Origin of the sequence: Shinella sp. SUS2 (assembly GCF_001262505.1) — a bacterium.
Classification (GTDB): Bacteria; Pseudomonadota; Alphaproteobacteria; order Rhizobiales; family Rhizobiaceae; genus Shinella.
Genome location: NZ_KQ410727.1, coordinates 1 through 26,274, shown reverse-complemented (window position 1 = coordinate 26,274; position 26,274 = coordinate 1). Strand labels below are relative to the sequence as shown.

Below are 26,274 nucleotides of genomic sequence, written 5' to 3'. Positions count from 1 at the left end.
TTGTGTGAATGAGGCCTGCGTTCAGGCGCCATGCCAGCGCCCGATCCAGCGTTTGATCGCGGCGCCGATCGCCGCGTCGGTGACAAGGTTGAGCGCGCCGATGAGCAGGATGCCGACGACGATGACGCCAACGGAACCACCGGTGTTGCGCTCGTTGATGATCATGTAGCCAAGCCCCCGGTCGGCGGCGATCAGCTCGGCGGCGACCACCACCCCGAAGCTCAGCCCCCAGCCGATACGCACGCCCGTTGCCAGATCGGGCGCGGCGGCCGGTACGGCGACACGCAGGAGAAGCGGCACGCCGCTGAGACCGAAGGTCTGCGCCGCCTTCAGCAGCATAGGATCGATGCTGCGCATACCCTGATAAGCGGCCGTGACGACCGGGAAGAAGGCGCCGAGGAAGATGATGAAGAACTTCGATGGCTCGCCGAGACCGAACCAGATGATCGCAAGCGGGATCCAGGCGAGCGGCGGGATCGGGCGCAGCAGCTCGATCAGCGGCCGCGCGATGGCGCCGAAGCCACGATACCATCCCGCCGCGATGCCGACTGTCGCACCCGCCAGCGCACCGAGCACGAAGCCGGAAAAGACGCGCAGCAGGCTCCAGAACAGGTTGTCGGCGACAGTTTCGGCCGTCAGGCGCTCGGCCGCGGCGCGGATCGCGAGCGACGGGCTCGGGAAGATCGCCGGATCGATCAGCCCGGTGCGGGCGCTGATTTCCCAGGCGGCGACGGCAAGGACCGCGCCGATGACGCCGAGGGTCAGGTCGCTTGCTGCGGAAAGGCAGGAAAACGACTTCATCGGCGCACCCGTTCGAGCTCAGCCGCCCAGGGCAGCATGGCGCGCTCCAGCGCCATCAGGCCGGCGGAGATGACAAAGCCGATGAGGCCGATGACCAGCATGCCGATGATGGTGATCTCGCTGCGGTAGAAGGTACGGGCCTCCATGATCAGCGCACCGAGCCCCTCGATGGTGCCGATCATCTCGGCCCCGACGATGACCATGAAGCCGACGCCGAGCGCCATGCGCGCGCCGGCGAAGACGCGCGGCAGGGCGGCGGGCAGCACGACGCTGCGATAGAGCTCCAGCCCCCTCAGCCCGAAAATTCGCGCCGCGCGGACAAGCATCGGATCGACATAGCGTACGCCGGCAATCACGTTGGACAGCATGACCCAGAAGCAGCCGTAGCCGATGAGGAAAACCTTGGTCAGCTCGCCCGCGCCGAACCAGACGATGACCAGCGGCAGGAGGCTGAGCGTCGCGACCGAGCGGCAGAAGACGATCAGCGGTGCCGTCAGCTTGTCCACGACAGGCAGGGCGCCGACGACGAGACCGAGCGGGATCGCAAGGACCAGCGCCGCGCCGTAGCCCTGCAGCACACGCAGGATGGTGGTCAGTGCATGCGACCAGATCGAGACGCCGGTCGGAAAGCCCGTCGTCGACAACTCGACGAAACCCTGCGCGATACGGCTGACGGGCGGGAACTGGTAGGGCTTGAGGACACCGTAGCGCACGCCGGCCTCCCAGAGGAGGAGGAGCGCCGCAAAGGCGGCAAGCGGCGGAAGTGTCCGGACGAGTTTGCGCGTCATGTCGAAAGCTCGTTCCAGATGGCCTGATAGAGCGCATTGAAGGTCGGATCGGTGCGCAGGCGCGGACGCGGCAGGTCGACCGGGAAGATGCGCTTGATACGTCCCGGATTGGGCGCCAGAAGCACGATCCGGTCCGACAGCATCAACGCCTCGCTGATCGAATGGGTGACGAAGACGATCGTCTTGCGCCGCGCCTCCCAGATACGCAGCAGCTCCTGCTGCAGTTCGATGCGCGTCAGCTCGTCGAGCGCACCGAAGGGCTCGTCCATCAGGAGGATCTGCGGATCGAGCGCCAGCGCGCGGGCAATGGAGACGCGCTGCTGCATGCCGCCCGACATTTCCCGCGGATAGCGCCCCGCCGCCGCTTCAAGGCCGACGAGCGCCAGGAGTTCCAGGGCGCGCCGCCGGCGCTCGGCCTTGGCAAGACCGGATTTACGGAAACCGAAGGCGACATTGTCCACCGCCGTCAACCAGGGAAACAGCGCATGCTGCTGGAAGACGACGCCCTGCCCCTGTCCCGGTCCAGTGACGACCTTGCCGGCAATGGTGATCCGGCCGGCCGAAACATCCTCAAGTCCGGCGATCATGTTGAGGAGGGTCGTCTTGCCGCAGCCGCTGCGGCCGATGAACGAAACGAATTCGTTCTCTGCGATGGAAAGATCGATGCTGTCGAGCACCGGAACGGCGCCGCCGCTGCGCTGCGTGAACACCTTGCGCGCACTGTCGATGCGGATGAAGTCCGTTCCGGCAGGATTCTGGCCTTCCGCCCGGCCGACCGGGCTGCGTCGTTCGATGACTTGGCTTTGCGACACGACGGACTCCCCTTCCGATCGCTGCGACGGACGGTCTTTGCCGATCCGGAAGCCAAGCGTATACGTGAAAATCAAATTGTAAAGTGCAATTTGTATCCGCTATAATACAATCAAACACGAACAGGAGGCCCGCCTCCCTCGACCATCCGCGGGAACGGCGGGATTGCCGGGGCGGGATTCAAAATGTATCCGGTTAGAAGCAACAAGAAACACACACGAATCGACGAACGGGGCAGACCCTTGCGCGCAGCCTCTTCACATGCGGTCCTTGTGTCCCTCAGGGACCAGATTGCCCGACTCGACGACGGCGCGCGGCTGCCGACGGTGCGCGAGCTGATGCGCAGCCATCAGGTCAGCCAGGCGACCGTGCAGGAGGCGCTGACGCGTCTGCGCGAAGAAGGGCTTCTCACCTCGCAGGTCGGCCGCGGAACCTATGTTGTCAAGGACGGCGACGCGGCCACGCCGGATGGCGCCGGCCCCGCCAGACACCTCGACAGCCTTCTGATCCTGTCGAATGCCAGCCTCAACGAGCGCTGCGTGCTGGTGCAGAACCACATCGTCGGGCACCTGTCGCGCACCGGCAGCAAGGTGGTGCAGATCTCCTATCACAATACGGGCCATCTGCTGGACATCCTGACATCGGTTCCGGATTTCGACGCCGCGATCCTCCAGTCCCACTACGAGAACATCCCGATCCGGCTGCTCAATCTGCTCCAGGGCAAGACGCGCGCCCTCGTCGTCGACGGCAACTCCGTCGCAGGCGTCGATATCGACCGGGTCGGCACCGACTGGGAGGAGGCGCTGGACCTGGCGCTCGAGCATCTTTCGGAGCTGGGACACCGCTCCATCGCCCTGGTTTCGCTGGATTCAATGGCGCAGCCGATCCTCTCCGTGCGGCGCGCCTTCGACCGTATTGCCCGCCACCACAAGACGGGCTGGGAGCACACCGAAAGCATCGCGCTCGGCGGCGTGCTGCACCCCACGCAGCGGGTCGGCGACGCCTTGAAAACAGCGCTCGGCGCACTTGTCGACCGGCACGGCCGGCTTCCTTTCACGGCAATGGCAACGCTCGGCATTTCCGACTCGCTCGGCATCCGGCAATGCCTCACCGAAATGGGCATCTCCTGCCCGCGGGACCTCAGCCTCGTCGTACTCGGCCACCACGACGTTCCGACCGAACATTTCGGCTTCATGAGCATGGCCGGCAGTTCGTATCTGGCGGCCGCAAGGAGCCTGATCGAGGTCATCCACAAGCGTATCGAAGCGCCGCGCGAGGCGCCCCAGATCGTCTATCTCGACTGCGTTGCCGAGTTCCGCGAAAGCACCGGCGCACCGTCCCGCTGACAGACACACGCCAGCCGGACGACGACACGCATCATCAGCCCAAAAACACGCTTGCATCAAGAAATGCATCTGCTACGGTACAATACATATTGTATCAGCCGAATTTGCCTGGAGCACGACGCTTCCTGGCCATTCGCAATGGGGAGGGGTGCGATATGTTGGGTGAGCGTCTGCCGGAACGGCTACAGCCACTTGCCTCGCGCTTTGGCGTCCGGCCGTTCTATGGCGACATCCACAATCACTGCGACATTTCCTATGGCCACGGCAGCCTCGAGCAGGCTTTGCGCCGCGCCCGCCGCCAGCTGGACTTCGTCTCCGTCACGGGGCACGCCTACTGGCCCGACATGCCGGTCGACGACCCGCGTGTCGCCCATATCGTCGATTTCCACGTCAAGGGTTTCGCCAAGCTCGAAAAGCTGTGGGATGCCCATTTCGATACACTGGCGGCAGCCGACGAACCCGGCGCCTTCACCGTCTTTCCGGGTTACGAAATCCATTCCTTCGCCCATGGCGACTACACGATCGTCTATCGCGACATCGCCCGCCAGGAGGTCATCAAGGCCGATACGCCGGCCGAGCTGCATGCCAAGCTGCGCGCCACCTATGGCGACGGCGTTTTCGCCTTTCCGCACCATATCGGCTACCGCCTTGGCGCGCGCGGCGTGAACTGGGACACGGTCGTCGAAGACCTGTCCCCGGTCATGGAGATCATCTCCATGCACGGCTGTTCCGAGACATCGGTAATGGACCGGCCGTTCCTGCACTCCATGGGCCCGAGCGACGGCCAGTCCACCGCCCGCCATGGCCTCAACCGTGGCATACGCTTCGGCTTTCTCGGCAATACCGACCATCACAGCGGCTATCCCGGCTCCTACGGCCATGGCCGCTCGGCCGTCTATGCACCGGAGAATTCCCGCACGGCCCTCTGGAACGGCATCCACCGGCGCCGCACCAATGCCCTTACCGGCGATGCGAGCCACCTCTTCTTTGCGATCGGCGACACCATGCAGGGCGGCAGCGTTGCGGCCGGCGGCCAAGCTGCGCTTGAACTCGAAGCGGTCGCAGGCGGCGCCATCGACTATATCGACCTCATCCGCAACGGCGATGTCATCGGCCGGGTGACCCCGGACCTGCAGCAAAACCCGATCGACAATGCCGGGAGCGGCATGGAAACCCTGCTCGTGCTGGAACTCGGCTGGGGCGCGCGCGGAAAATTCCACGACTGGCAAGGTTCTTTGGAACTTGCCGGCGGCGACATCCTCTCCGTCGAGCCGCGCCTGCGCGGTTCCGAAGTGGTCTCGCCGCTCGAGGGCGACGGCGACGCGAAGGACGAAAACGATATCCGCCTTTCCGGCAACCGCATCGACTTTGCGATCCGCTCGATCGCCAACCCCAACAACACCACAGCCTCGATGCAGGCGATCGCGGCGCGCATCCGCATCACACCGGATGCGAAGGTCCGACTGGTGCTCGACGGCCAGAATTTCGAGGTAAGCGCCGAGCGTCTGCTCCAGGGCGCGCTTTCGGGCAATCTCGGCCCGATCGACAGCCCCGCCTTCCGCCTGCATCCGCTGCCGCGCCCGCATCAATGGCAGTGGCGCGGAAAGCTCGCCATCGACCCCTTGCGCACGGGCGACTGGATCTACGCCCGCATGCGCCAGGCCAATGGCCAGTGGAACTGGGCAAGTCCGATCTTTTGCGAATAGGAAGGCGGAGAAGCCCTCCGTTTTCCGCGACGTTGAAAGCAAGCAGTGAACATTCATGAGGCAATGGGAGACTCATCGATGACCTCTACGACCCGCATTCCAAGACGCAACGTCCTCAAGGGCATGGGGCTGGCCGCAGGCGCCAGCCTTGTCCCGAGCGCATTCCGGCCGCTCTACGCCGCCAGCGTCGCGCCGATCACCATCGTGATCAACCAGTCGCCCTGGTTCGAAAGCTTCCGCAAGACGGTGGAGGCCTATGAGGCCGAGACCGGCAACAAGGTGGAACTTGACGTCAACCCTTTCGCTGGCTCGCTTGAAAAGCAGCGCAACTCCGTGCGCGCGAGCGAGGGCCAGTACGATATCCTGATCATGAATTCCGGCTGGTTCGCCGAAATGTATGCCGGCGGCTTCGTGGAGGCCATCACCGATATCGACCCCGGCTTCAAGCTCGACCCTGACGTTTATACGCTCGGCGACACGATCTATTACGACGCCGCCAACAAGACGATGACCAAGGCCGGCAAGCTGATGTCGATGCCAGTCTCGCCGTTGATCCCGATGCTCTACTATCGCGGCGACCTCTACCAGGAGGCCGGCCTTTCGGCGCCGAAGACCTTTGCGGAACTCGAAGCCAACGCGAAGAAGTTCCACAACCCGCCGGGCATGTACGGCATCGTGCAGCGCGGCGCGCGCGGGCCACATACCGTCGCCTACGACTTCTACCCCTATCTCTACGGTTTCGGCGGCGGCATCTTCAAGGACCAGTCGGCGGGCGACTACTCCGTCACGCTGAACTCCGATCACGGCCGCGAAGCACTCGACTACTATGTGCGACTCGCCAAGGAGGCCGGTCATCCGAAGACGGCGGCCGCCGACCAGGCCGAGGTCATCCAGGCCATGGTCACCGGCCATTCCGCCCATATCATGATGGTCATCGCCGCCTGGTCTCAGATGGACGACCCGAACAAGTCGGCCATCGTCGACAAGGTCGAGTGGGCGCCGACGCCTTCCGTGGAAGGCATCCCCACCTCGCCGGGCCTCGGCCACTGGCTGGCCGGCATTTCCAGGAACGTGCCCGACGACCGCAAGCGCGCTGCCGTGGAGTTCCTGCGCTGGTTCCAGACAAAGGCCGCGCAGCTCGAGACGGCCAAGGCCGGCGGCATTCCCGTCAATGCGGCGGTTTACAAGGAACCGATCGCCGACGAGCGCCGCTATCGCTGGATGAAGCCGCTCGCCGAAGCCCTGCCGCATGCAGTCAACATCTACCAGTTCCCGGAGGCAAGCGAGGTCATCTCGGTGCTGGAGCTCGGGCTCAACCGGGCCGTCGCCGGCGAAATCATGACCATCGACGCCCTGAACGGCATGTCTGACGAGATCGAGAAGATCATGGCCGGCCATTCCTACAAGACCGGCAAGCTCGATCCGCTGAAGTAAGGACCGGACCATGGCCGCCGCGCAAGCACAGATACCATCGTCCCCGCGGCGGCCGGCAAAGGTCTCCGAAGACCGCGGCCAGCGTCTCTGGCGCTGGCTGACCTTCGGGCCTGCCCTCGCCATGATGCTCGCCCTCAGTGTCCTTCCCATCGCGAACCTGTTCCTCACCAGCTTCCAGAACATCACCTGGGTGGACGGGCAGCAGGTGCGCAGCTGGGTGGGCCTTACCCATTACCAGGCGCTGTTCTCCGACAGCCTTTTCGGCGCCGGCATTTCCAATACGCTGATCTTCGCCTTCGGCGCCGTCGCTGGCCAGATGATCCTCGGCTTCGCCATGGCTCTGCTCTGCACCAAGATCGTGCGCGGCCGCGTGCTCTACAGGGCGATCTTCATCCTGCCGATCCTCATCCCCGGCATCGTCATCGGCGCCATCTGGAAGCTGATGCTCAATTTCGATTTCGGCCTCGTCAACAAGGCCTTCGGCCTCCTTGGCATCTTGCCGCACGACTGGCTGGGCAGTCCCGAGACTGCGCTGCTCTCGGTCATCGCCGTCGATATCTGGCACTGGACGCCGTTCTGCTTCCTCCTGTTTCTCGCAGGGCTCGAATCCCTGCCGCAGGATGTCTTCGAAGCCGCCAAGATGGACGGTGCAGGCGCCTGGCAGGAGCTGATCTACGTCACGCTGCCATTGATGATCCCGACGATCATCGTCACCTTCGCCTTCCGCCTCGTGCTCGCCTTCAAGGTCTTCGACGAGGTCTACCTGCTCACCAGCGGCGGCCCCGGCACCTCGACGGAGGTGATCAGCTTCACGCTCTACCAGCGCTTCTTCACCGAGGACAAGGCGGGCTACGGCTCGGCGATGTCGGTCGCCGTCATCTTCCTCGTCTCGTTGCTTCTCGTCGTCGCCCTTTCGGCACGCCGCCGCACGGGAGCCGCCTCATGAGCCGGCGCACCAACTCCACCCTTCCCGTCCATATCGTGCTGGCGGTCACCGCCGCCCTCGTCCTCGTGCCGATCTTCTGGACCGTCGCCGCCGGTTTCCGCACGCAGATCTCGCTTCTGATGGGGGACGTGCTCTTCACACCGATCGGCAGCAACTTTGCCGAGGTGCTCTGGTCGAAGACCTCCGACTTCCTGCTCAACTATCGCAACTCGATCATCGTCGGGGTCGTCAGCACCGTCCTTTGCGTTGTCGTCGCCACGCTTGCCGCCTTCTCGCTGAACCGGATGCGCTGGCCGACCTGGACTGTGCATCTCTTCCTCGCCTGGACGATGATCTTCCACATGATCCCGCCGGTGGCGCTGGCAAGCGCCTGGTTCTCCATGGCGCGAGCGGTGGGGCTGGAAAACACCTTCACCGGCCTGATCCTCGCCCATGCGACGCTCAACCTGCCGATGGCGATCTGGCTGATGGCTGTCTTCGTGCGCGACGTGCCGAAGGAGCTGGAGGAAGCCGCGATCATGGATGGAGCCGATACGCCGCATATCCTGTGGCATGTCATCCTGCCGCTGATCACGCCGGGCCTCGCGGCCACGTCGATCCTCACCTTCATCTTCTCCTGGAACGAATTCGCCGTCGCCCTGACGCTAACGATGAAACAGACGGCCACCGTACCAGTCGCCATCGCCAAGTTCGCCCAGGATTTCGAGATTCAATACACCCAGATGGCGGCCAGCGCCGCGCTGGCAATGGTTCCGGCCATTCTCGTGCTGCTCGTTGCGCAGCGCTACATCGTCAAGGGCCTCACGCAAGGAGCGGTGAAATAGTATGAAGGCGGTTTTTGTCCTGTTCGATTCCCTCAACCGGCACCTGCTGGGACCCTATGGCGGAACACGTATCCCCACGCCGAATTTCGATCGGCTCGCCGCCCGCAGCGTGACCTACGACAAGCACTATGTCGGCAGCCTGCCCTGCATGCCGGCAAGGCGCGACATGCTGACCGGCCGCCTCACCTTCCTGCACCGGAGCTGGGGACCGCTGGAGCCCTTCGACAATGCCTTTCCCGAAATCCTGCATCGGGAATGCGGTACCTACAGCCATCTGGTGACCGACCACTTCCACTATTGGGAGGATGGCGGCGCGACCTATCACAACCGCTACGATTCCTATGAATTCGTGCGCGGCCAGGAAGGCGATCGCTGGAAGGCGATGGTGCAGCCGCACTGGGAGCGCCTGCGCGAGAAATACCATGCCCGCCAGTTCAGCGACCAGCGGCGCTCCTATTTCGGCCAGAACATCATCAACCGCGAGTTCATCAAGGAAGAGAAGGACTTCCCGTCCGTGCGCTGCTTTGCCGAGGGTTTCGACTTCCTCGACCGCAACCGGGATGCAGACAACTGGATGCTGCAGATCGAGACCTTCGATCCGCACGAGCCCTTCACGGCACCGGAGCGCTTCAAGGCGCAGTTCGACACCGGCTGGGAAGGCCCGCTCCGCGATTGGCCGCGCTACGGCCGTGTCGACGAGCTGCCCGAGGAATGCGAGGAGCTGCGCGCCAACTACTATGCGGTGGTGGCCATGTGCGATCACCTGCTTGGCGAACTGCTCGACTACTTCGACCGTCACGACCTGTGGAAGGACACCGCCCTCGTCGTCACCACCGACCATGGCTTCCTGCTCGGCGAGCACGATTTCTGGGCGAAGAACCGCATGAACCTCTATGAGGAAGTGGCGCATATCCCGCTCTTCCTGCACGACCCCCGCCATGCCGAGCGCGCCGGAAGCCGCACGGAGGCGCTCAGCCAGTCGATCGACCTGGCAGCCACTTTCCTCGACCTTTTCGGCGCCACGCCACCGGCCGAGAACGAAGGCTTCTCCCTGTGCGCAATGGCCGACGGCACATCGCCGCGCCAGGGCGCCCTGTTCGGCTATTTCGGCGGTGCGGTGAATGTCGCCGACGGCCGCTACACCTATCACCGCTTCCCGGAGGACCTGTCGCAGCAGGAGCTCTACCAGTACACGCTGATGCCGACACATATCTTCTCGCCGTTCTCACCGGACGAGCTAGCCAATGTCGAACTCTCGCCGCCGCTCGATTTCACCAAGGGCGCGACGCTGCTGAAGGTGCCGGTGATCGAGCGCTCGCCGATGTACAACAATTACGGCCCCGGGGCGCTGCTCGAATCCGAAACGCGCCTCTACGACCTTACGAGCGACCCGGGGCAAGAAAAGCCGCTCGCCGATCCCGACGAAGAAAAGCGCCTCACCGAGCTAATGACCCGCCTGATGCAGGCAAACGGGGCGCCACCCGAAGCCTTTTCCCGCCTCGCATTCAACACCGTCTCGGGAGGCGACCGTGGCTGAAGTCCAGATCCGGGATGCCCGCAAATCCTATGGTGCCGTAGAAGTCCTGCGCGGTGTCGACGTCGAGGTCAGGGACGGTGAATTCGTCGCGCTGGTCGGCCCGTCCGGCTGCGGGAAGTCCACCCTCTTGCGCATGATCGCCGGGCTGGAGGGCATTTCCGGCGGCGAGATCCGCATCGGTGCGCGTGTCGTCAACGACATCCCGCCGAAACAGCGCGACGTCGCCATGGTGTTCCAGAACTACGCGCTCTATCCGCACATGACCGTCGCGAAGAACATGGGCTTCTCGCTGAAACTTGCCGGCAAGCCGAAGGAGGAGATCGAGAGGCGTGTGGCGGCGGCCGCCGAGATCCTCGACCTCTCGGCCCTGCTCGACCGCCTGCCGCGCCAGCTCTCCGGCGGGCAGCGCCAGCGTGTCGCAATGGGCCGCGCCATCGTGCGCGATCCGCGCGTCTTCCTGTTCGACGAGCCCCTGTCTAATCTCGACGCCAAGCTGCGCGTGCAGATGCGTGCGGAAATCAAGGCGCTGCACCAGCGCCTCGGCACCACGACGGTCTATGTCACCCATGACCAGGTCGAGGCGATGACCATGGCAGACAAGATCGTCGTCATGCGGGCGGGCATCGTCGAGCAGGTGGGATCGCCGCTCGAGCTCTACGACAGCCCCGCCAACATGTTCGTCGCCGGCTTCATCGGCTCACCGGCGATGAATTTCGTCGAGGGGCGCATCGAAAGGGGGCATTTCGTCGCCGGCTGCGGCCTGTCGGCTCCAACCGGCACCGCTGTAGACACCGCCCGGGCCGTACTCGGCATCCGACCCGAGCACCTGACGCTCGATCCCGCGGGCACGGCGGCAACCGTCGTGGTGGTCGAGCAGACCGGTTCGGAAACCCTGCTCCTACTCGACATGGCCGGGCAGAAGCTCACCTATCTCGGCCGCGACCGCCTGCATATCCGGCCCGGCGAAACCGTGCACATCCTACCCGACAGCGCGCACTTGCATCTCTTCGACCCGCAAGGCGGTCATCGATTAGGCGCCACTTCGGCAACGTGAGCATCCCGCACACGGCTGCCGCAATGACGTCCGGAGGCGTACACCTCCCCGATCCCGGGGAGGTGTTGCCGTTTGCGCAAATGCCTGGGTTCAGGATTTGTATTCGAAACGGTGCCTCGCTCCTGTTCACCGAAGCGTCGGCAACGGACCCACTCCAACCGTCGGATTGCCTTGTCCTGGCCTCTGAAAGCCTTGGGTCACAGCACCGCATAGCTTCTGTTGTTTCTCTTCCGAAAAGAGAACCGGCAGACCTTGGCTTTCCTATTCCGCCAGGTAGGCCCTTATCCAGGCGCGGACCAGGCTTGAATAAGGGGCCTGCGGCTGGGCCATCTCGCGGATACGTGCCTGCGCCTCCTCCGCGTAGCGGCCGATCTTGCCTGCAATTCGCTCATCCATGGCGATATCTTCGGAAAGGCGCTCTCTTGCTGCGCCATGCAGGGTAGCAAGTTCGGTCGACCGGGCTGCTACCCTTTCGGCCAGGTCCGCAGCGATCTCATGGAGATTCAGGCTCATTGCCAGAAGGAACTCGAGGTCGCGCAGCACGCGCGTGCGCGCCTGCACCAAGCCAAGCCGGTTCAGCCCGTAGATCTGGATCGACACCGCGCCCGCAGCACTGCTCCTTGACGCGACGGCTGCGCTCGCGATCGCGGCAGGATCAGCCAGGGCATCGGGGAGACCTGCGGCTCCGCCGGGATCGAGGGGTTTTGGATGGATGAGGCTGATCAGGTGCGCGCGATCAACGTGGAAGGCGAGGTGCAGGTCAGGGTCGTCACGCGTTGGGTCGAGCAAGAGACGCTTCTCGGCCTCGATGTCGTCGCCGGGGCGGGCCACGTGCACACTCCCCTCCTCGAGCGGGAACGCGCTCTGCTTTCCGGTCAGGATGCTGCGGGAGCGGTCGAAATCACCGTTGGCACGCAAGGCGACCAGCCGGTCCTCGCCCGGCTTCGGCGTCTTCTGACTGCGGCGCCGGTTGCAGTCGATGCAGCTCGGCAGGAGGTTGCTCCACTCCATCGCCAGCCACCAGTAGCCGGGATGGCCGGGAGCGCCCTCGACTTCGCCTTTGGGCCGGTAGTGTTCGACATCCACCGGCTGGAGGCCGGCATAAACGCTCTCGCAGTAGGCACATTTGCCATGGAACAGCGTCTCGAGGGCGGTCTTGACAGACGCTTCCTTGTATCGGGCGAAATCGAACGCCTCCAGTTTCTCCCCGGCCGCGATCCTTTCCATATGCTCCGTAACGAGCTGAAGTTCGGACTTGCCGTCCGACGGGCGCGGCTTGCGCAGGATCGCCGGTTCCGTTGCCAGCGAGCGGTTGGCGCGCCTCATTCCAGCAATCCTTGAAGGAATTTTTTGACTTCCGTCTTCGCAGCCTCGCGGGCCGCACTGACGCGCGTGCTGGCGGCGGTGCGCCGCATCGCAAGGTACTCGGCGACCGCCTCTTGAACGACGCGCGTCACCTCGGTGCGGCCATAGGGCAATCCGTCGGCGATGGCGGCGTTGAAATCGGCCAGAACGGCCCGCTCCCTTTCGTCGAGGATACTCCTGTCGCGGGCCAGAAGGTCGGCCACCGCGGCAAAGGTATGATCGGTCCGCCGGTCGTCGGCCGAGAAGAGCTGGAACATGTCCGAGGTCAGAAGCTGCTCGACGGTCATCGTTTCGATATGATCGAAATCGGCAACGCGCTCGACCACTTCGGGCATCGAACTCGGGCCGTCACCGGTGTTCTGGTAACGGTGCAGCATCATCACCTCACCGTCGCGCATGCCCCTGACACAGAGCGGATCATGCGACGTGAAGATGAAGGTAACGCGCGGCAGCGCCTTGCGCAGGCCCGCAACGATCTGCAATTTCCAGCGCGGATGTAGATGCGCTTCGATCTCGTCGACAAGCACGATCGCCTCGCCATGGCGCGCGTCACGCGGGGAAAGATGTGGCGCGGCATCCATCAGCCCTTCGAGCACGTCGCAGACCAGCGCCAGAACGGCCCGATAACCGGACGAGACGATGTCGAGCCGCTGCGGCACGATATAGTCGCTGCCATCCTGCTTCTTCTTGCGCACATTGATGATGCAACGGCCGGCTTCGCTTTCCTTGCCCGGCTTCACCTCGATGTCACGGAAATCACCGTCGATGCGGATGATATGGCGCAGCGCACTGACCACCTCGCCGAGTGCCTCCGGCCGCCGCTTTGCCAATCCGGCAAGCCATGGCTCGGGGTTGGAGATCTGGCGGTCGTTTCGGAACAGCGTCTCGATCCGGCGGGCATGGCTTTTCTGCCGTGCCCTGCCGAAAAGCCGGTGTGCGCCATAGGCGAAGATCGGCGGCCGCAGGCTCTTCAGCTTCGATCGGGTAAGCATGCGGCCATCCTTCGCACCGATCGTCAGGCTCGTGCCGCCGCCGTCGCGAAACTCCAGTTCGATACGGCAGTCACGCGTGGCGCTCGTTCCGGTTTCGCCCATATATTCCGGATTGAGCGTCATGTTGCGGCCGTTCAGATCGAGTTCGTCACGCATGTCTTCCGGGATTGCGGCAAGCACGATCGCTTCGAGGATCGAGCTCTTGCCGGTCGAGTTTTCTCCAAGGATGAGCAGGCATGGGGTCGGCGGCAGTTCGTCGGGGTTGCTGCCCATGGCCGGGTCATGCGGCGGGTCCGGCAAGGCGAAGGAGATCGCCTCCAACGATTTGTAGTTCTTGATGGTTGCGGCGCGGAGTTGCGAGCGTGCCGGGCGCGGCTGGGAAACTGCCTTCTGTTCGTTGGTGTCTTGCAGCCCCCGTGCCATGTCCTTGTCTTCACGGCGCAATTCGCGAAGGGTTTCGCGAACCGCCGCCGCAAAATCACTCCGCCGAGACCAGCTGCTGAGGGTCGCGCCGATGCGTTCGGTGGACAACGGACCGGATGCTTGGAAGCGTCCGGAAAGTTTGTCCGCAATCCGGCGCAGAAGCAGGTAGAGCGCTCCGCCGAATTCGACTTCCTTGTAGGAGCGGTCCTCTTCCATCCACCGTGCAAGGTCGAAGAACGCGAGCGGAGCGCGGCGTATCTCGCCGATCCACCCCGTCAAGGCTGCCGCGCGGCGGCGGACGAGATCGGCACGGTTGAGATTGAACTGGACGATCGTCGGCTCGGCACGGCGGTTCTTGCCGAGCAGAAAACCATCAAGCTTCATGTTGAAGGCGGCGGCCGGTTTCGTGACTTCACCGGGAAAGTAGAGGCGCGGCGTCTCGTCGATCTGCAGCCCCGCCGTGCCGAAGGGTGCCAGGGAGGAAGGAGGAGGCGCGGCGCGCGGGCCATCGACGGGGAAATAGGCCTTGTCTTGCGGCAGGCATCCCTCGCAGATCGGGAAAAGGTTTTCCCATTGAAAGGCGAGCCACAGGTAACATTCCCTGTCTTCCGGCCGCTTCATCGGGGTCGCATAGGCCGGCGGGCGAAACCGGTATGGCTGCAGCCGCCGATCGGCCTGCTCACAGAAGGGGCACTTGCCGTAGGAAAGCGCTGCCAACGCGTCGAGAACGTCGCGCCCGAGCGGAGACTTCCAGACCCAGGGCACATCGGTCTGCAGGCGCTCCCTCCGATCGAGCGCATAATAGGCGGTCATGTCGTGCAGCCCGCTGTCTCGCCCTTGCAGGCTGCCGGGGAATACCCGGTCCCGGCTCCCATGATCGAAGAAGAACACCGTCCGCTCCTCCTTCGCCTAGTTGGAGGACGACGTCTTGCGCACCGGCGCACGGTCGGCACCGGCGACAAGGCGCAGATTGCTGTCGGCGCTCGGCACCGCACCCTTGCGCACAGAGCCGGCCCCGTCCGCAGCCTGGGCGTCGGCTGCCTTTTCGCCGATCCCGGCCAAAGCGGTGACAAACGGCACCAGCACCTCCTCGCGCCATTTCTGGGTATTCCTGTAGGCGCGGGGGGTGTGGTCGGTCAGCAGCGTTTCGTAGATCGGCCCGCCACCGGCAGGTGGGGCGCGATAGGCGGTCGCCATGCCGTCCAGCGCGCCTTCCAGCTTGGGCATCAGCGAGACCGCGCGCAGCCAGCGATGTTCGTCAAAATCGAAGCGTTCGACCAAGGCCCGTCCCGCCTGACGGCCATAGTCACCGAGCTGGCGGATGGTGCTCTCGTCCATCGCAAGGTTCATGCCACCCTCCCGGCTTTCGTCGAGGCGGATCTCGACGATACGGTCTGCATAGCCGGGCAGCAGCGACTGCAGCGTGTCCTGCCAGTCCTTCGCAGTGTTGAGGATCGAGCTCAAGGCGTTGCCGATACCGGTGATGGTCCGAACCGGAAGGTGCGTGCTCTGGCGCGGATGACTGGGGAGCTCGACGCGCACGTCGCCGTGACGGGCCTCCTCCCAAGGGGAAAGCGTAATGCCGAATGTCGGCCGCGACGGCAGGAAGGAATCGAAGAAATGGATGGGGAAGTTGCTGGAGATGCCGCCATCCGAGAACAGGCAGCGCCGCACCTTTGACCGGCCCGGCCCTTCGGGAAGCAGGTCGTCGAAACGGTAAAGCGGCACCGCACTGATCAGCCCCGGGAAGCTCAGGCTCATGCGCGCGACCAGCAGGACCGGAAAATCCCTGCCACTGGCAAGCGGATAGAGATCGGCTGGGAGCTGCGGGCCGACATCAGCCAGCGGCGCCCTGCCGCGGACCAGATAATCAACCACGCGCTTTGGAAAAAGCGCCTCGAATTCGCGCCGGGAGAAATAGTGGTGGTCGCTTTTCAGCGGCAGCTGGTAGGGCCGGCCCGACGACAGGTCGGTCGTCATGGTTGCGACCTCGATGCCGTGATCGGCAAGCTGGCCGATAGTAAGCGGGTCGCCAGCAATGCCGTCAGGGTCGAGATTGCCGGCCACCCTGTCGATGCGGTCCGCAAGCCAGTCGGTCAGCGCGGGCTTGCCATTGCCCTTCTGGGTCAGGCCGGGGCAGATCCCGAAATCGTGCGCCGGCAGGTCGGCCTTGACTGCACGCCACAGGGCCAAACCCATGGCGGTCACCAGCAGGACGATCCCGGCAACGATCCCCAGGACAGCAAGAGATACGTCCGAACGGCAGATGCCAACCACCACCACGGCAAGGCCAAGGACCGCTGCGGTCAACGCCCGGCCGCGGTAGGCTGCAAGCATCGCCTTCATCACTGCCATCGGTTTGCCGGCAATGCCGGCGGCCGATGCCGCCATCAGGATGTCGAACAGGGGCTTCAACTTCGGCGCGGGCTGGAACAGCGAGGCCATGTCACGGCCGATCTCGTCGGCAATGGCGACAATGCCGTCATAGCCGGTAAAATCATTCTTGCCGGCCGAGCGCTCGCGGCGGTACTCCGCGGCGGCGGCCACCGCTGCGGCGATGGCACCCGCCGAAGTCCCGCCGATGCTGCGCAGCCGGTAGGCACGGGCGATTTCCACGATCGCGTGCGGGTAGACCACCCCTGACGTGATCCCGCCTTTCATGACCAGGTCGCATTCGCGCATGACGCCTCCGTTCAATGCAAACCCGCTTCGGTGTGCTCGGACTGAAAGAGATCAATTCAAGATTGCTAACCCAGTTGCCGCCCATCGTACAGAGCCTTCGTTCCGCTCCCCCGAAAGCGGGGCGTGCCTGCAACGGGCAGAACGGTGGAAATCGGCATTCATGCCGTGGATATCTCGACGAGATCACCGAGAGGCCAGGCTTCGGACAAGGCTTGCCTGAGAGCCACCTTCAAGCGTGCGAGGTCATCGTCGGCGGTATCGTGAAAGGCTTCGGCGACGACAAGGACGGACCGCGTTTGCGGCCTTATGACGGAACGGCCGCTCTGACGGTTGGACCAACGGCGTGCATGGGCATGTCCGGTACGGTCCGCAAAAATCACCTCCCCCGCATCCGGCGTCTCGATGGCACCGGAGAAGGTCTCGTAGATTTCTGTTCCCACGGCATGCCGCACTTCGAGATGCCCTTGAACCTTCTCGGTGTCGAAGAGCGCAATGGGGATGGCGAAGGCGACGGAAACCGCGTTGCAGAGATCGACGAGGGGATGGATGGATGGAAGCCCCTCTTCCTTTCGCAGCCGGCGAAGCAGGGCTTCCGAAGCGCACCTGTATTGTGTCGGCTTCAGGCCCATCTTCGCGAAGGTCCGCCGCCATGCCTGAATCTCGGGGAACTCGCCTTCGGGTCCTTCGGCGAGGCGTTGCTGTGCGATGCGGGTGAACATCTGCTGCGGCCGGGACACATCGGCCACGGCCGTGACACCGGTGAAAAGCATGACCTGTGAGGAAAGGTCGCCGAACTGCTGTCTGAGGGCGGCGGAGTAACCGAAGGTGATCAAAGGCATTCCTTTCATTGAGCTGACCTTGCAGATCGCAACTCGAATCCACTTCGGTCTTGAACGAAATTGCGGCAGGTCTGCCGCTAAATCCTTTTCTTGTGCCGAATAGACGGTCGTCGCCGCGCGTGCTGATCTTGTCGCCGGAAACCGCGACACTGAAATCGGGCACGCGGGCGAAAGGCCCTCTCGCGTCGCCCCCGCGAAAGGGAGACGCCGATGCGGTGCGGAACTGGAAATGGGATGCCAGGTGTGTTCGTGCCATTCGCGCTGGCGGCAGGGTTTTCCCTTCTGTCGACGGCAACGATGGCGAGCGGGCCGGAGATACGGGAGTTTCGGGACTGGAGGGCCGGCTGCGACAATGTCGGGCACTGCACGGCGCTGTCTCTGCCCGACGACGAGGACAATGCGATTGCCTATCTGCGTCTCGATCGGGCTGCTGGGGCGGATGCGCCGGTTCGGCTCGTCCTCCGCGTGCTCGGCGACTGGAAAACGGTATCAGTGCCCCTCCGGCTCACACTTGATGGTACCGCTTTTCCGGCTACCGCCGAGGCGGCGCAGGTCGGAACCGATAGCGGCACCATCTCACTGACCTTCCAGCCTGCCGAAGCGTCGGCCTTTGTCGCGGCGGCCCGCAAGGCAACACAGCTTTCGATCAGCACTCCCGACATGACAGCGCACGTTTCGCTTTCCGGATCCGTCGCCGCCATGCTGTGGATCGACGAGCAGCAGGGTCGGCTCGACACCCCATCGGCCCTGATTCGCAAGGGGAGCGGCAGCCATGTTCCTGCGGCTCTCGCTTTGCCGGTCATCACCGCCAAGGTGCCGGATGGCGTGCTTGCAGACGATGCCGGCAAGGCGCTCGCCGAGGCGGTGCGCCAGGAGATGCTGCGGCGCGATTCTGATCTGTGCGAGGACGAGGAGACGCTTGCCGCCCTCGACGAGGCGTGGCTGCTCGATGGTACACGCCGCCTTGTCGGCTTGGCATGTTCACGCGGCGCCTACAATGTCACCACGGGCTTCTGGACGGTGGAGGGCGACGATGCCGCGACGGCACAACCCGCCCTCTTCCCCTCCGGCGCAGGGGAGATGATGGAGAACATGCTGGTCAACGCGCAATTCGACCCGAAAACCGGACGGCTCGATTTCTTCTCCCGTGGGCGCGGCATCGGCGATTGCGGGGCCATTGGCGGCTATGCCTGGACCGGGGACGGCTTTGTTCGAACCCATTTCAGCATGATGGGCGAGTGCCGGGGCATTGCCCCGGACGACTGGATTGCGCTCTATCGCAGCACGGCAAAGTAGGCGCTCCGACAGGCCGCGCTCTGATCAGGCCGCGCCACCGACGATGACGTAGGCGGCCGCGCCCTGTGTGCCTGCGATCACGGTATGACCATAGGGCGCGCGCCATTCGCTGTGGACATGGCCGTTCTCGCTGAGGTCGAGAACGGCGCTTGCCCGCAGACCATCCTGGTGGAAGGCAACGGACTGGCCGTTCACCGTCAGCCAGAGCAAGGGGGCCTGGCTTTGCACCTCGATCGACAGACGCTGGAGCCCGTGACCGTCGGGTGCAATCGAAACGGTCAGTCGCAGCTCCTCCGCTTCAGGCAGCCCGATACCGCCGGGACCCGGCAGCTCCGCAAGCTCGGGCGTTCGCGGCGGTGCCATACGGTAGTCGCCGGTCTTTTCGAAGGCCGCGGCGTAGGTGAGCAGTGCGGTATCGTCGAAAGCCCGGCCGGCGAAGGTCAGGCCTGCCGGCATGCCGATATCGGCCAGCATGCCCATCGGTACGGTCACCGTCGGAATGCCGAGATGGCGGATCGCGAGGTTGCCATTGGCGACCCAGGTGCCGTTGCGCCAGGCAAGGTCGGCCGAGGCGGGATTCATATCAGCATCGGCCGGGCCGATATCGGCAACGGCCGGGAAGATCACCGCGTCGAGCCCCAGCCGGTCCATCCAGACTTCGAGATCGATGCGCCGGGTCTCTTCCAGTCCGCGGAACCCCTCGGCAAGGCCCGATATCTCGTCAAGGGAGGCGATGGGATGCGCACGCATATGGGCGGGATAGTCGGCGATATGGTCATCGAACCCATGGTAACGGTCCGGCAAGCTGCCTTGCGGTGCAGGAAAGATACGCGCACCGTCGATATCACCCAGCCGCCGCAGGGCTGGATCGGCATTGGCTACCAGAAAGTCATGCCAGGCCCAAGCGGACAGGTCGACAATCTCGTGATGAAGATAGTCCGGGCTGACGAGGCCGCGCGTCGCAATGGTCGGCGCGCCTGGCCGGTCTCCCTCATAGTTGCTGACGACCGGGAAATCGGTGACCACGACCTCGGCACCGGCCGCTTCGAGGGCGGCGCGCGCGGCCGCGCACAGCGCGATCATCGAAGCGCGGGTTTCGATGCGCTGACCGGTGGCGCCGCCGATCCCGACCTTGCCGCCGGTTCCCGCCTCGGCGTCGGCGTTGATATACATTGCCGGCAGACCGAAACGCTTGCCTGCAAGGCTCGCGGTCCGGGCGACTGCCGCATAGGAGGCAGGGCGGACATCGGAGGCTTTCGGAATGTCCACCCAGGTCTGGCGACGCCAGAGGTCACCACGGGTGTCCGGATCGTCAGCGACGATGATGTCGAGGAGATCCAGCAGATCCGCCATCGAACGGCAGTGCGGCACCACGACATCCATGGTCGGCACAAGCGGCCAGTTGCCGCGTACGGAGATGACACCGCGGCTCGGCGTATAGGCGCAGAGCCCGTTGTTGGCCGCAGGCGCGCGGCCGCTCGACCAGGTTTCCTCACCAAGCCCGAAGGCAGCGAAGCTCGCGGCAGTCGCGGTGCCGGACCCGTTCGAGGAGCCCGAGCCGAAGGCGGCCGTCAACCAGTCGGCATTGTAGGGCGATTCCGCACGCCCGTAGACACCGCGCTGCATGCCGCCATTGGCCATCGGCGGCATGTTGGTGAGCCCGATCAGCACGGCTCCTGCGGCCCGCAGACGGGAGATCGCAAAAGCGTCCTCCGTCGCGATCAGATCGGCGAAGGCCGGCGAACCGGATGCGACGCTCAACCCCTTCACCTTGTAGCTGTCCTTGGCGGTGTATGGGATTCCGTCAAGCGGACTGAGGCTTTCGCCGCGAGCGCGCCGGAGGTCCGAAGCCCGCGCCTCGGTAAACATCTCGGGATTGAGCACCGGCACCGCATTGAGGCTGATGCCGTGCCGATCGTAACAGGCGATGCGGTTGAGATAGGCCGCGACCAGCCCGACGCTGGTTGTCTCACCCGCCTGAAGCGCTTCGCGCAATGTACCAATCGAAGCTTCGACGACCTTCATCGATGCCCTCCCCTTGACGTCTGGTTCCCGGCTGATGGTGTCCCCACCGCCTGTTTTTATCCGCAAGGCCGGCGACACAGATCTCCGGCAGATGTTGCTAGACGTTTCTAGCCCTCGCATATCGTCCGGGCAATCTCCCACCGGCACGGCGCTGCCCAGGTCGGCTACCGCAAGCCTTTCGCCCGATCCCAGGCCTGCGACCATGTTTTTAGAGCCTTCTGGCTCAATGCCTTCGGCAGGTGCAGGCGCTTCTGATCCGCTTCGGAAGGGTAGAGATCGGGGTTCGTCCTGAGCGTTTCATCGAGAAGCGCGAGCGCGGCCTTGTTGGCAGTGGAAAAGCCCGTCTCGGTGGCTGCGACTGCAGCGATTTCCGGGCGCAGAAAGAAATCGATGAAGGCGTGAGCCGCATCCGGATGGGCCGCATCGGCAGGTATGGCAAGCACATCGGCCCAGACAAGATTACCCTCCTTTGCAAGACGATAGGTGACGGTAAACGGCTTGCCCGCTTCCTTTGCCCGGCTGCTGGCGATCAGCATGTCGCCGGAAAAGCCGATGGCAAGGCAAAGGCCGCCGTCGGCGAGATCGTTGACATAACTGGAGCTGTGGAACTTGCGCACATAGGGGCGGACCTTGGCGACCACTTCCACCGCTTTCTCCAGCTCCTCCTTGTCGGTCGTGTCGGGGTTCAGCCCGAGATAGATGAGGGCAAGGCCCAGCACCTGCTCGGCATCGTCGAGCATGCCGACGCCGCACGAGGCGAACTTCTCGACGACGGCGGGATCGAAGACCATGCGCAGGGAATCGACCGGCGCGTCAGGCATGATCGCCTTGATCTTCTCCACATTGTACCCGACACCGGTCGTGCCCCACATCCAGGGAACGTTGTGGGCGTTGTCCGCGTCGACGCTTGCCCCACGTGCAAGGACAGCAGGATCGAGATTGCCGAGATTGGCTAGGCGCGTGCGATCCAGCGGCGCCCATATGCCGACGGGAAGCTGGCGCAGGAAATGCGGGGAGAGATTGACGGTAACGAGGTCGTAACCCGACTTTCCCGTCAGCATCTTGGTCTCGACAATGTCGTTGGAATCGAACAGGTCGTAGGACACCTTGATGCCCGTCTCCTTCTCGAAGGCGGCGATCGACTGGGCGCTGAAGTAGGATTCCCAGGAGTAGAGGTAGAGAACCTTCTCTTCCGCCTGTGCCGCAGTCGTGAAAAGGCATGCCGTCGCAAGCGTGAGCCAGCGTTTCATGGTCATTCTCCGTTTCTGGTGTCGGTTCAATTTCCACCGCATTGTCCAACGCCGAAGCGCGCCGCTGCAGCGGGACATGCTCTATTCGGGCTGCTGCTGCGTGACGCAGTGGATGCCGCCGCCGTTTTCATAGATGCGGTCAACGTCGAGCTGGACGATGCGGCGACCCGGATGCAGCCGGCCGAGAACATCCTTGGCCAGCGTATCGGCCTTTCGGTCGCCGAATTGCGGCGTGTAGAGCGCACCGTTGCCGACATAGTAGTTCGCATAGCTGCTCAGGAAATCCTCGCTTTCAGAGCGAACCTCGGTCGCCGCGGGAATGGAGACGATTTCAAGCGCACGGCCGCGCGCATCGCGGGCCTTGGCGAGGATAGCGAGGGCCTCCTTGTGGGCACGCCCCCATTCCGACCTGTCGCCGGGATAGCTGCTGGCAATGACAAGGCCGGGCTCCACGAAGCGGAACGAACCGTCGATATGCCCGTCGGTGATATCGAGCCCGCGCACGCCAGGCACCCACAGCACGGTTTCGACGCCGAGCGCGGCCTTGAGGCGCCGCTCGATCTCGGCTCGGTCCAGTCCGGGATTGCGATTGTCGTTCACCCAGCAGCTCTCGGTGAGGAGAAGCGTGCCGTCTCCGTCATACTCGAAGCCGCCACCCTCGCCGCAAAGTGCGGCATCGTGGTGTTCGACGCCGGCCAAGGCCGCGATCTTCGCGGCAAGCTTGCTGTCGCTGGCGTGCGCCTGCTTGCCGCCCCACGCGTTGAAGCCGAAATCGACGGCGGCGACACGCCCGTCGCCCGTGTGCACGAAGACCGGGGCACTGTCGCGCGCCCACATATCGTCGGTCGGGATGTCGACGAACTCGACCCGGGGGCCGCAAAGGCGCGCGGCCAGCGCGTGTTGCTTCGCCGGGGCCGCCATGGTGACAGGTTCGTTTTCGGCAATCGCCGCGGCCAGCCGGCCGAGCGTTTCCTGCACGCTCTCGAAATAGGCGCCGGGGCCACCGTAGAAAGCCGGCGTGCTCGGCCAGGCCATCCAGGTTCTTGCATGCGGTTCGGCTTCGGCGGGAACGGTCGGCATCCAGGTCTTCTCCTCTTGGGCACGGCTCGGCATTGCCGGCAGCAGCGCCAGGCCGGCGCCTGCCTGAACGAAGCGGCGGCGTGTCCAGGCGGTCACAGCGGCTGCTCCTGCGTGATGCAATGGATCGCCCCGCCGGCGGGAACGACGGCGCCGACATCGACGGTCACGATACGCCGGTCGGGGAAGGCCTTGGCAACGGCAGCCTTGGCTTCCTCGCCCGAGGGGCGGCCGAAGGTCGGCATCACGACGCCGCCATTGGCGAGCGCGAAGTTGATGTAGGAGCGCGCGAAGACCTCGCTGGTCGCCTCCACGTCATAGGCTTCCGGGATGGGGATGACCTCGAAGCTGCGGCCGCGCGCATCCGTCTGGCTTTTGAGCGCCGCCAGATTGTCGGCGAGGATGCGACCGTGCAGGTCGGCCGGATCGGGATTGTATTCGAACATGACGACACCCGGGCGCACGAAGCAGCACATGCCGTCCACATGGCCGTCCGTTTCGAGATCGAGCGGATCACCAGGCAGCCAGACGACCTTTTCGACATCAAGCATGCGCAGGAGTTCCTGCTCCACCCAGGCCTTCGAGAGGCCCGGATTTCGGTTGGGATGGAGCAGGCTCGTCTCGGTGACGATCAAGGTCCCGTCACCGTCGCAGGCCAGCGAACCGCCTTCGCAGTGGAGGAACGAACGGAACATCTCCGCCTCTTCATAGGCAAGCACGCGGCCGGCCAGTGTATCGTCAGCGTCGAAGGGTTCATGTTTGCGGCCCCAGGCATTGAACCGCCAGGAAACCCCGGCGAGCCCGCCATCGGCCCGCTTCAGGAAGGTCGGACCGGAATCACGGATCCAGCAGTCGTCGATCGGCAGCGCCACGATCTCGATACCGTCGCCAAGGAGCGTGCGCGCACTTTTCGTGTGCTCAGGATGGGCCACCATGCTGACTGGCTCAAACTGGGCGATGGCTTTTGCGACGTCGGCATAGGCACGCTGCATGTCCGCCAGGCGCGTGCCGTAGAGGTCCTGCCGATGCGGCCAGGCCATCCATGTCTTGGCATGGGGCTCGAATTCGCCCGGACGGCGCAGCTTCACCTGCGGTTGCGGCCGTATCGTCGTGTCCATGATTGACTCCTATTCATGTATGGCGCTCATTATCTGCCCAATGGAGTGCCGATACAAACGAGAAGCATTCCCGCTTAGGATGAATGGATTTCATGTATGATCAAATTCCGACACATTCCCCCGACGCAGTTCCTGAAGGGGTTCGAGGCCGCGGCGCGGCTTGAGAGCTTCAGCCGGGCCGCAGAGGAGGTCGGCCTGACGCAATCGGCCATCAGCCACCAGATGCGCCTGCTTGAAGCCCAGATCGGCCAGCCGCTGTTCCTGCGTATCGGCCGGGAGGTGCGCCTCACGGACGCGGGTCGGGATTATCACCGCACGGTGCGACGCAGCCTGGAGATGATGGAGGAAGGTTACCGGCGCCTGGAGCCCTACCGCAAGCCCGGCAGCGTCGTCATCTATGCACCGCGGGATTTCACGCGGCGCTGGCTCCTGCCGCGTCTTCCATCGCTGAAGGCGGCCGCGCCGGCCTGCGAGCCGTGGCTCGACAGCAGCGGCGCGGCCGTCGATTTCGAGACGATGGAGGCGGACATCGCCATCATCCACGCGCCCGAGCCACCGGCCGGCTGCGAAAGCCTTCTGATCGGGCACGACCATCTGTCGCCCACCGCTCTACCCGCCCTTGCCCGGGAACTTCGAAAACCTGCCGATCTCCTGTCGGCGCCGCTCATTCACGAAGAAGGCCCTGTGGGTTGGCCCGACTGGCTCGGTCATGTGGGCATCGATGCGGGGTCCGCCTGGAAGGGCACGAATTTCAGTGATCGCGACATTGCCCTTGCCGCAGCCGAACTCGGCCAGGGGGTCGCCCTTGCCAGCCTGCTTCTTGCTGACGGCGCACTCTCATCCGGTGCGCTGGCGCGTCCCTTTGGCGAGACCGTCTCTTCTGGCCTTTCCTGGTACGCCCTTTCCATCCCCCGGAAGCTGGCGGACGACGACGTACGGGATGCCTGGCGGTGGTTATCGACGCAGGTCGCCGTCGATCCCCGGTGAGGCCTCGCTGGCCTGGACGTTCGGGCGACGGCCCTCAGACTTCGAAAACGTCGTCGAAGGATTCCGGGAAAGTCTGGCGGGCGGTCTTCTCGTTGATGACGAGCAGGGCCTCATAGGAGAGCGGATCGAAGTCCTTTTCGGCAGGCAGGACTTCGCGGCCGAAGAGAAGGTTGAGGCGCGCAGCATCGAGATTGCCGCGCTCGAAGGGCTCCGCACCGAAATGATGCCAGAGGGCATGGAGGAAGGCCGCGTCGATGCGGTGCTCGGCCGTGCCCGGCCGCGCTCGACGAGGAAGGGCCTTGATCGGCGTCACGCCTCGTGGATTGGCGCGCCTGATGGTGAACTGGACCCCCGTGCCCGGCATGCCGGACGGGAAGCCGCGATGTTTCGTCATGTCGGGTACGTCCGCCATCCGTCTCTCCTTCTTCGAGCCCCTTCTAACCGATCCGGCCCGGTCGGGAAACCTCAGAAACGGGGTCGGACTTCAACAGCGGCGGGGCGACAATACCGTGGAAAGACCGGGACAGGGAGGGCCGCCAAGCCAAATCTTGCCGACCCGAGGCGTATCCGCCGATCCATAGCGACGAGGTGGTGACGCTGTTTTTGCTGGGGGCGTGGCGATGGGCAGTCTGACAAAAACCCTGTCCTGCCGCCTGGATATTTCAGAAAAAATTTCACGCCCTTTCACGTCCTTTTCCCGTATTGCGACGACAACCCTTGTATTGCGATGAAACCCGCAGGCCTTTTCCGGCACCGATTTTCACCCTTCATCAGACACCTCCCGACGGCTCCGATCGGTTGCAACTTCGGCATGCGCCCGGGAATGGCTTGATATTCAAGCGGGATTCGAATGCCGCGAAGGCCCTTGCAAATTTTCTGCTGCGATTGCCGCCGTGAAATTTTTCCCGCCCGCACGGCAAAAAGAAAACAGATTACACGATTGCGGAGTCAACTGGGTGAATCCAATGACTTCC

General features: G+C 64.1%; 21 protein-coding genes. 9 read left to right on the top strand and 12 right to left on the bottom strand.

Annotated features, from left to right (window positions below; all coding sequences use genetic code 11):
• Nucleotides 1–21 precede the first annotated feature (21 nt).
• Genes AKG11_RS08770 through AKG11_RS08760 form a run of 3 tightly spaced genes read right to left on the bottom strand, consistent with a single transcriptional unit; the run spans nucleotide 22 to nucleotide 2,401 of the window.
• Entirely contained in the window at nucleotides 22–801 is a 780-nt protein-coding gene (locus tag AKG11_RS08770) for an ABC transporter permease (protein ID WP_050743618.1), read from the bottom strand.
• Entirely contained in the window at nucleotides 798–1,589 is a 792-nt protein-coding gene (locus AKG11_RS08765; RefSeq protein ID WP_023512832.1) for an ABC transporter permease, read from the bottom strand. The genes AKG11_RS08770 and AKG11_RS08765 overlap by 4 nt, the downstream gene beginning before the upstream one ends.
• Nucleotides 1,586–2,401 carry an ABC transporter ATP-binding protein gene (locus AKG11_RS08760; RefSeq protein ID WP_023512831.1) on the bottom strand — a complete coding sequence of 272 codons (816 nt, stop codon included), beginning with the start codon at nucleotides 2,399–2,401 and terminating at the stop codon, nucleotides 1,586–1,588. The genes AKG11_RS08765 and AKG11_RS08760 overlap by 4 nt, the downstream gene beginning before the upstream one ends.
• 270 nt (nucleotides 2,402–2,671) lie before the next feature.
• On the opposite strand from AKG11_RS08760, the gene AKG11_RS08755 reads away from it, so the two are divergent.
• The 7 genes from AKG11_RS08755 to AKG11_RS08725 all read left to right on the top strand — a co-directional run bounded on the left by AKG11_RS08755 (nucleotide 2,672) and on the right by AKG11_RS08725 (nucleotide 11,246).
• Nucleotides 2,672–3,745, top strand: a complete 1,074-nt coding sequence (locus tag AKG11_RS08755; protein ID WP_050743617.1) for a GntR family transcriptional regulator — start codon at nucleotides 2,672–2,674, stop codon at nucleotides 3,743–3,745.
• Nucleotides 3,746–3,900: 155 nt separating this feature from the next.
• On the top strand, nucleotides 3,901–5,451 hold the full coding sequence (locus AKG11_RS08750) for a CehA/McbA family metallohydrolase domain-containing protein (protein WP_050743616.1): 1,551 nt from the start codon (nucleotides 3,901–3,903) through the stop codon (nucleotides 5,449–5,451).
• Nucleotides 5,452–5,529: 78 nt separating this feature from the next.
• Nucleotides 5,530–6,885: an extracellular solute-binding protein gene (locus tag AKG11_RS08745; RefSeq protein WP_050743615.1), complete on the top strand. Its 1,356-nt coding sequence runs from the start codon at nucleotides 5,530–5,532 to the stop codon at nucleotides 6,883–6,885.
• A 10-nt stretch (nucleotides 6,886–6,895) separates the two neighbouring features.
• Nucleotides 6,896–7,831, top strand: coding sequence for a carbohydrate ABC transporter permease (locus AKG11_RS08740; protein ID WP_082342384.1), 936 nt, complete (start codon nucleotides 6,896–6,898; stop codon nucleotides 7,829–7,831).
• Complete coding sequence (locus tag AKG11_RS08735; RefSeq protein ID WP_050743614.1) at nucleotides 7,828–8,655, top strand: carbohydrate ABC transporter permease; 828 nt, start codon at nucleotides 7,828–7,830, stop codon at nucleotides 8,653–8,655. The genes AKG11_RS08740 and AKG11_RS08735 overlap by 4 nt, the downstream gene beginning before the upstream one ends.
• Nucleotide 8,656: 1 nt before the next feature.
• Nucleotides 8,657–10,192, top strand: coding sequence for a sulfatase (locus tag AKG11_RS08730; RefSeq protein ID WP_050743613.1), 1,536 nt, complete (start codon nucleotides 8,657–8,659; stop codon nucleotides 10,190–10,192).
• Nucleotides 10,185–11,246 (top strand): ABC transporter ATP-binding protein, encoded by a 1,062-nt coding sequence (locus AKG11_RS08725; RefSeq protein WP_050743612.1) that lies wholly within the window; start codon nucleotides 10,185–10,187, stop codon nucleotides 11,244–11,246. Before AKG11_RS08730 ends, AKG11_RS08725 begins: the two co-directional genes overlap by 8 nt.
• Before the next feature lie 261 nt (nucleotides 11,247–11,507).
• Here the strand turns inward: AKG11_RS08725 and AKG11_RS08720 are convergent, their stop codons facing one another.
• From AKG11_RS08720 to AKG11_RS08705, 4 genes are all read right to left on the bottom strand, one after another.
• A complete protein-coding gene (locus tag AKG11_RS08720; protein WP_050743611.1) occupies nucleotides 11,508–12,572 on the bottom strand; it encodes an HNH endonuclease family protein in 1,065 nt (354 codons plus the stop codon).
• A complete protein-coding gene (locus AKG11_RS08715; RefSeq protein ID WP_156334074.1) occupies nucleotides 12,569–14,917 on the bottom strand; it encodes an AAA family ATPase in 2,349 nt (782 codons plus the stop codon). Before AKG11_RS08715 ends, AKG11_RS08720 begins: the two co-directional genes overlap by 4 nt.
• 18 nt (nucleotides 14,918–14,935) lie before the next feature.
• Nucleotides 14,936–16,708: a patatin-like phospholipase domain-containing protein gene (locus tag AKG11_RS08710; protein ID WP_050743609.1), complete on the bottom strand. Its 1,773-nt coding sequence runs from the start codon at nucleotides 16,706–16,708 to the stop codon at nucleotides 14,936–14,938.
• A 158-nt stretch (nucleotides 16,709–16,866) separates the two neighbouring features.
• Nucleotides 16,867–17,538 carry a B3/B4 domain-containing protein gene (locus tag AKG11_RS08705; protein WP_037408692.1) on the bottom strand — a complete coding sequence of 224 codons (672 nt, stop codon included), beginning with the start codon at nucleotides 17,536–17,538 and terminating at the stop codon, nucleotides 16,867–16,869.
• A gap of 243 nt (nucleotides 17,539–17,781) precedes the next feature.
• Between AKG11_RS08705 and AKG11_RS08700 the strand changes: the two genes are divergently transcribed.
• Nucleotides 17,782–18,843 (top strand): DUF1176 domain-containing protein, encoded by a 1,062-nt coding sequence (locus AKG11_RS08700; RefSeq protein WP_050743608.1) that lies wholly within the window; start codon nucleotides 17,782–17,784, stop codon nucleotides 18,841–18,843.
• Nucleotides 18,844–18,867: 24 nt separating this feature from the next.
• On the opposite strand, the gene AKG11_RS08695 is transcribed toward AKG11_RS08700, so the two are convergent.
• The 4 genes from AKG11_RS08695 to AKG11_RS08680 all read right to left on the bottom strand — a co-directional run bounded on the left by AKG11_RS08695 (nucleotide 18,868) and on the right by AKG11_RS08680 (nucleotide 24,313).
• A complete protein-coding gene (locus tag AKG11_RS08695; protein WP_082342382.1) occupies nucleotides 18,868–20,868 on the bottom strand; it encodes an amidase in 2,001 nt (666 codons plus the stop codon).
• Nucleotides 20,869–21,032: 164 nt separating this feature from the next.
• Complete coding sequence (locus AKG11_RS08690; protein ID WP_050743607.1) at nucleotides 21,033–22,118, bottom strand: extracellular solute-binding protein; 1,086 nt, start codon at nucleotides 22,116–22,118, stop codon at nucleotides 21,033–21,035.
• Between the two features lie 81 nt (nucleotides 22,119–22,199).
• Nucleotides 22,200–23,294: an agmatine deiminase family protein gene (locus tag AKG11_RS08685; RefSeq protein WP_050743606.1), complete on the bottom strand. Its 1,095-nt coding sequence runs from the start codon at nucleotides 23,292–23,294 to the stop codon at nucleotides 22,200–22,202.
• The gene (locus tag AKG11_RS08680) at nucleotides 23,291–24,313 is read right to left on the bottom strand and encodes an agmatine deiminase family protein (RefSeq protein ID WP_050743605.1); all 1,023 of its coding nucleotides are present in this window, start codon (nucleotides 24,311–24,313) and stop codon (nucleotides 23,291–23,293) included. The genes AKG11_RS08685 and AKG11_RS08680 overlap by 4 nt, the downstream gene beginning before the upstream one ends.
• A 96-nt stretch (nucleotides 24,314–24,409) precedes the next feature.
• On the opposite strand from AKG11_RS08680, the gene AKG11_RS08675 reads away from it, so the two are divergent.
• Entirely contained in the window at nucleotides 24,410–25,300 is an 891-nt protein-coding gene (locus tag AKG11_RS08675; RefSeq protein WP_050743604.1) for a LysR family transcriptional regulator, read from the top strand.
• A 34-nt stretch (nucleotides 25,301–25,334) separates the two neighbouring features.
• On the opposite strand, the gene AKG11_RS08670 is transcribed toward AKG11_RS08675, so the two are convergent.
• Nucleotides 25,335–25,712: a hypothetical protein gene (locus tag AKG11_RS08670; RefSeq protein ID WP_023516767.1), complete on the bottom strand. Its 378-nt coding sequence runs from the start codon at nucleotides 25,710–25,712 to the stop codon at nucleotides 25,335–25,337.
• Between the last annotated feature and the right edge of the window lie 562 nt (nucleotides 25,713–26,274).

What these genes read in the sequence shown, in the direction of transcription:
- AKG11_RS08700 (WP_050743608.1), top strand. Translation starts at nt 17,782, where the DNA reads ATGCCAGGTGTGTTCGTGCCATTCGCGCTGGCGGCAGGGTTTTCCCTT.
- AKG11_RS08740 (WP_082342384.1), top strand. Translation starts at nt 6,896, where the DNA reads ATGGCCGCCGCGCAAGCACAGATACCATCGTCCCCGCGGCGGCCGGCA.
- AKG11_RS08695 (WP_082342382.1), bottom strand. Translation starts at nt 20,868, where the DNA reads ATGAAGGTCGTCGAAGCTTCGATTGGTACATTGCGCGAAGCGCTTCAG.
- AKG11_RS08710 (WP_050743609.1), bottom strand. Translation starts at nt 16,708, where the DNA reads ATGCGCGAATGCGACCTGGTCATGAAAGGCGGGATCACGTCAGGGGTG.
- AKG11_RS08765 (WP_023512832.1), bottom strand. Translation starts at nt 1,589, where the DNA reads ATGACGCGCAAACTCGTCCGGACACTTCCGCCGCTTGCCGCCTTTGCG.
- AKG11_RS08680 (WP_050743605.1), bottom strand. Translation starts at nt 24,313, where the DNA reads ATGGACACGACGATACGGCCGCAACCGCAGGTGAAGCTGCGCCGTCCG.
- AKG11_RS08750 (WP_050743616.1), top strand. Translation starts at nt 3,901, where the DNA reads ATGTTGGGTGAGCGTCTGCCGGAACGGCTACAGCCACTTGCCTCGCGC.
- AKG11_RS08690 (WP_050743607.1), bottom strand. Translation starts at nt 22,118, where the DNA reads ATGAAACGCTGGCTCACGCTTGCGACGGCATGCCTTTTCACGACTGCG.
- AKG11_RS08670 (WP_023516767.1), bottom strand. Translation starts at nt 25,712, where the DNA reads ATGGCGGACGTACCCGACATGACGAAACATCGCGGCTTCCCGTCCGGC.
- AKG11_RS08675 (WP_050743604.1), top strand. Translation starts at nt 24,410, where the DNA reads ATGATCAAATTCCGACACATTCCCCCGACGCAGTTCCTGAAGGGGTTC.
- AKG11_RS08745 (WP_050743615.1), top strand. Translation starts at nt 5,530, where the DNA reads ATGACCTCTACGACCCGCATTCCAAGACGCAACGTCCTCAAGGGCATG.
- AKG11_RS08770 (WP_050743618.1), bottom strand. Translation starts at nt 801, where the DNA reads ATGAAGTCGTTTTCCTGCCTTTCCGCAGCAAGCGACCTGACCCTCGGC.
- AKG11_RS08735 (WP_050743614.1), top strand. Translation starts at nt 7,828, where the DNA reads ATGAGCCGGCGCACCAACTCCACCCTTCCCGTCCATATCGTGCTGGCG.
- AKG11_RS08730 (WP_050743613.1), top strand. Translation starts at nt 8,657, where the DNA reads ATGAAGGCGGTTTTTGTCCTGTTCGATTCCCTCAACCGGCACCTGCTG.
- AKG11_RS08720 (WP_050743611.1), bottom strand. Translation starts at nt 12,572, where the DNA reads ATGAGGCGCGCCAACCGCTCGCTGGCAACGGAACCGGCGATCCTGCGC.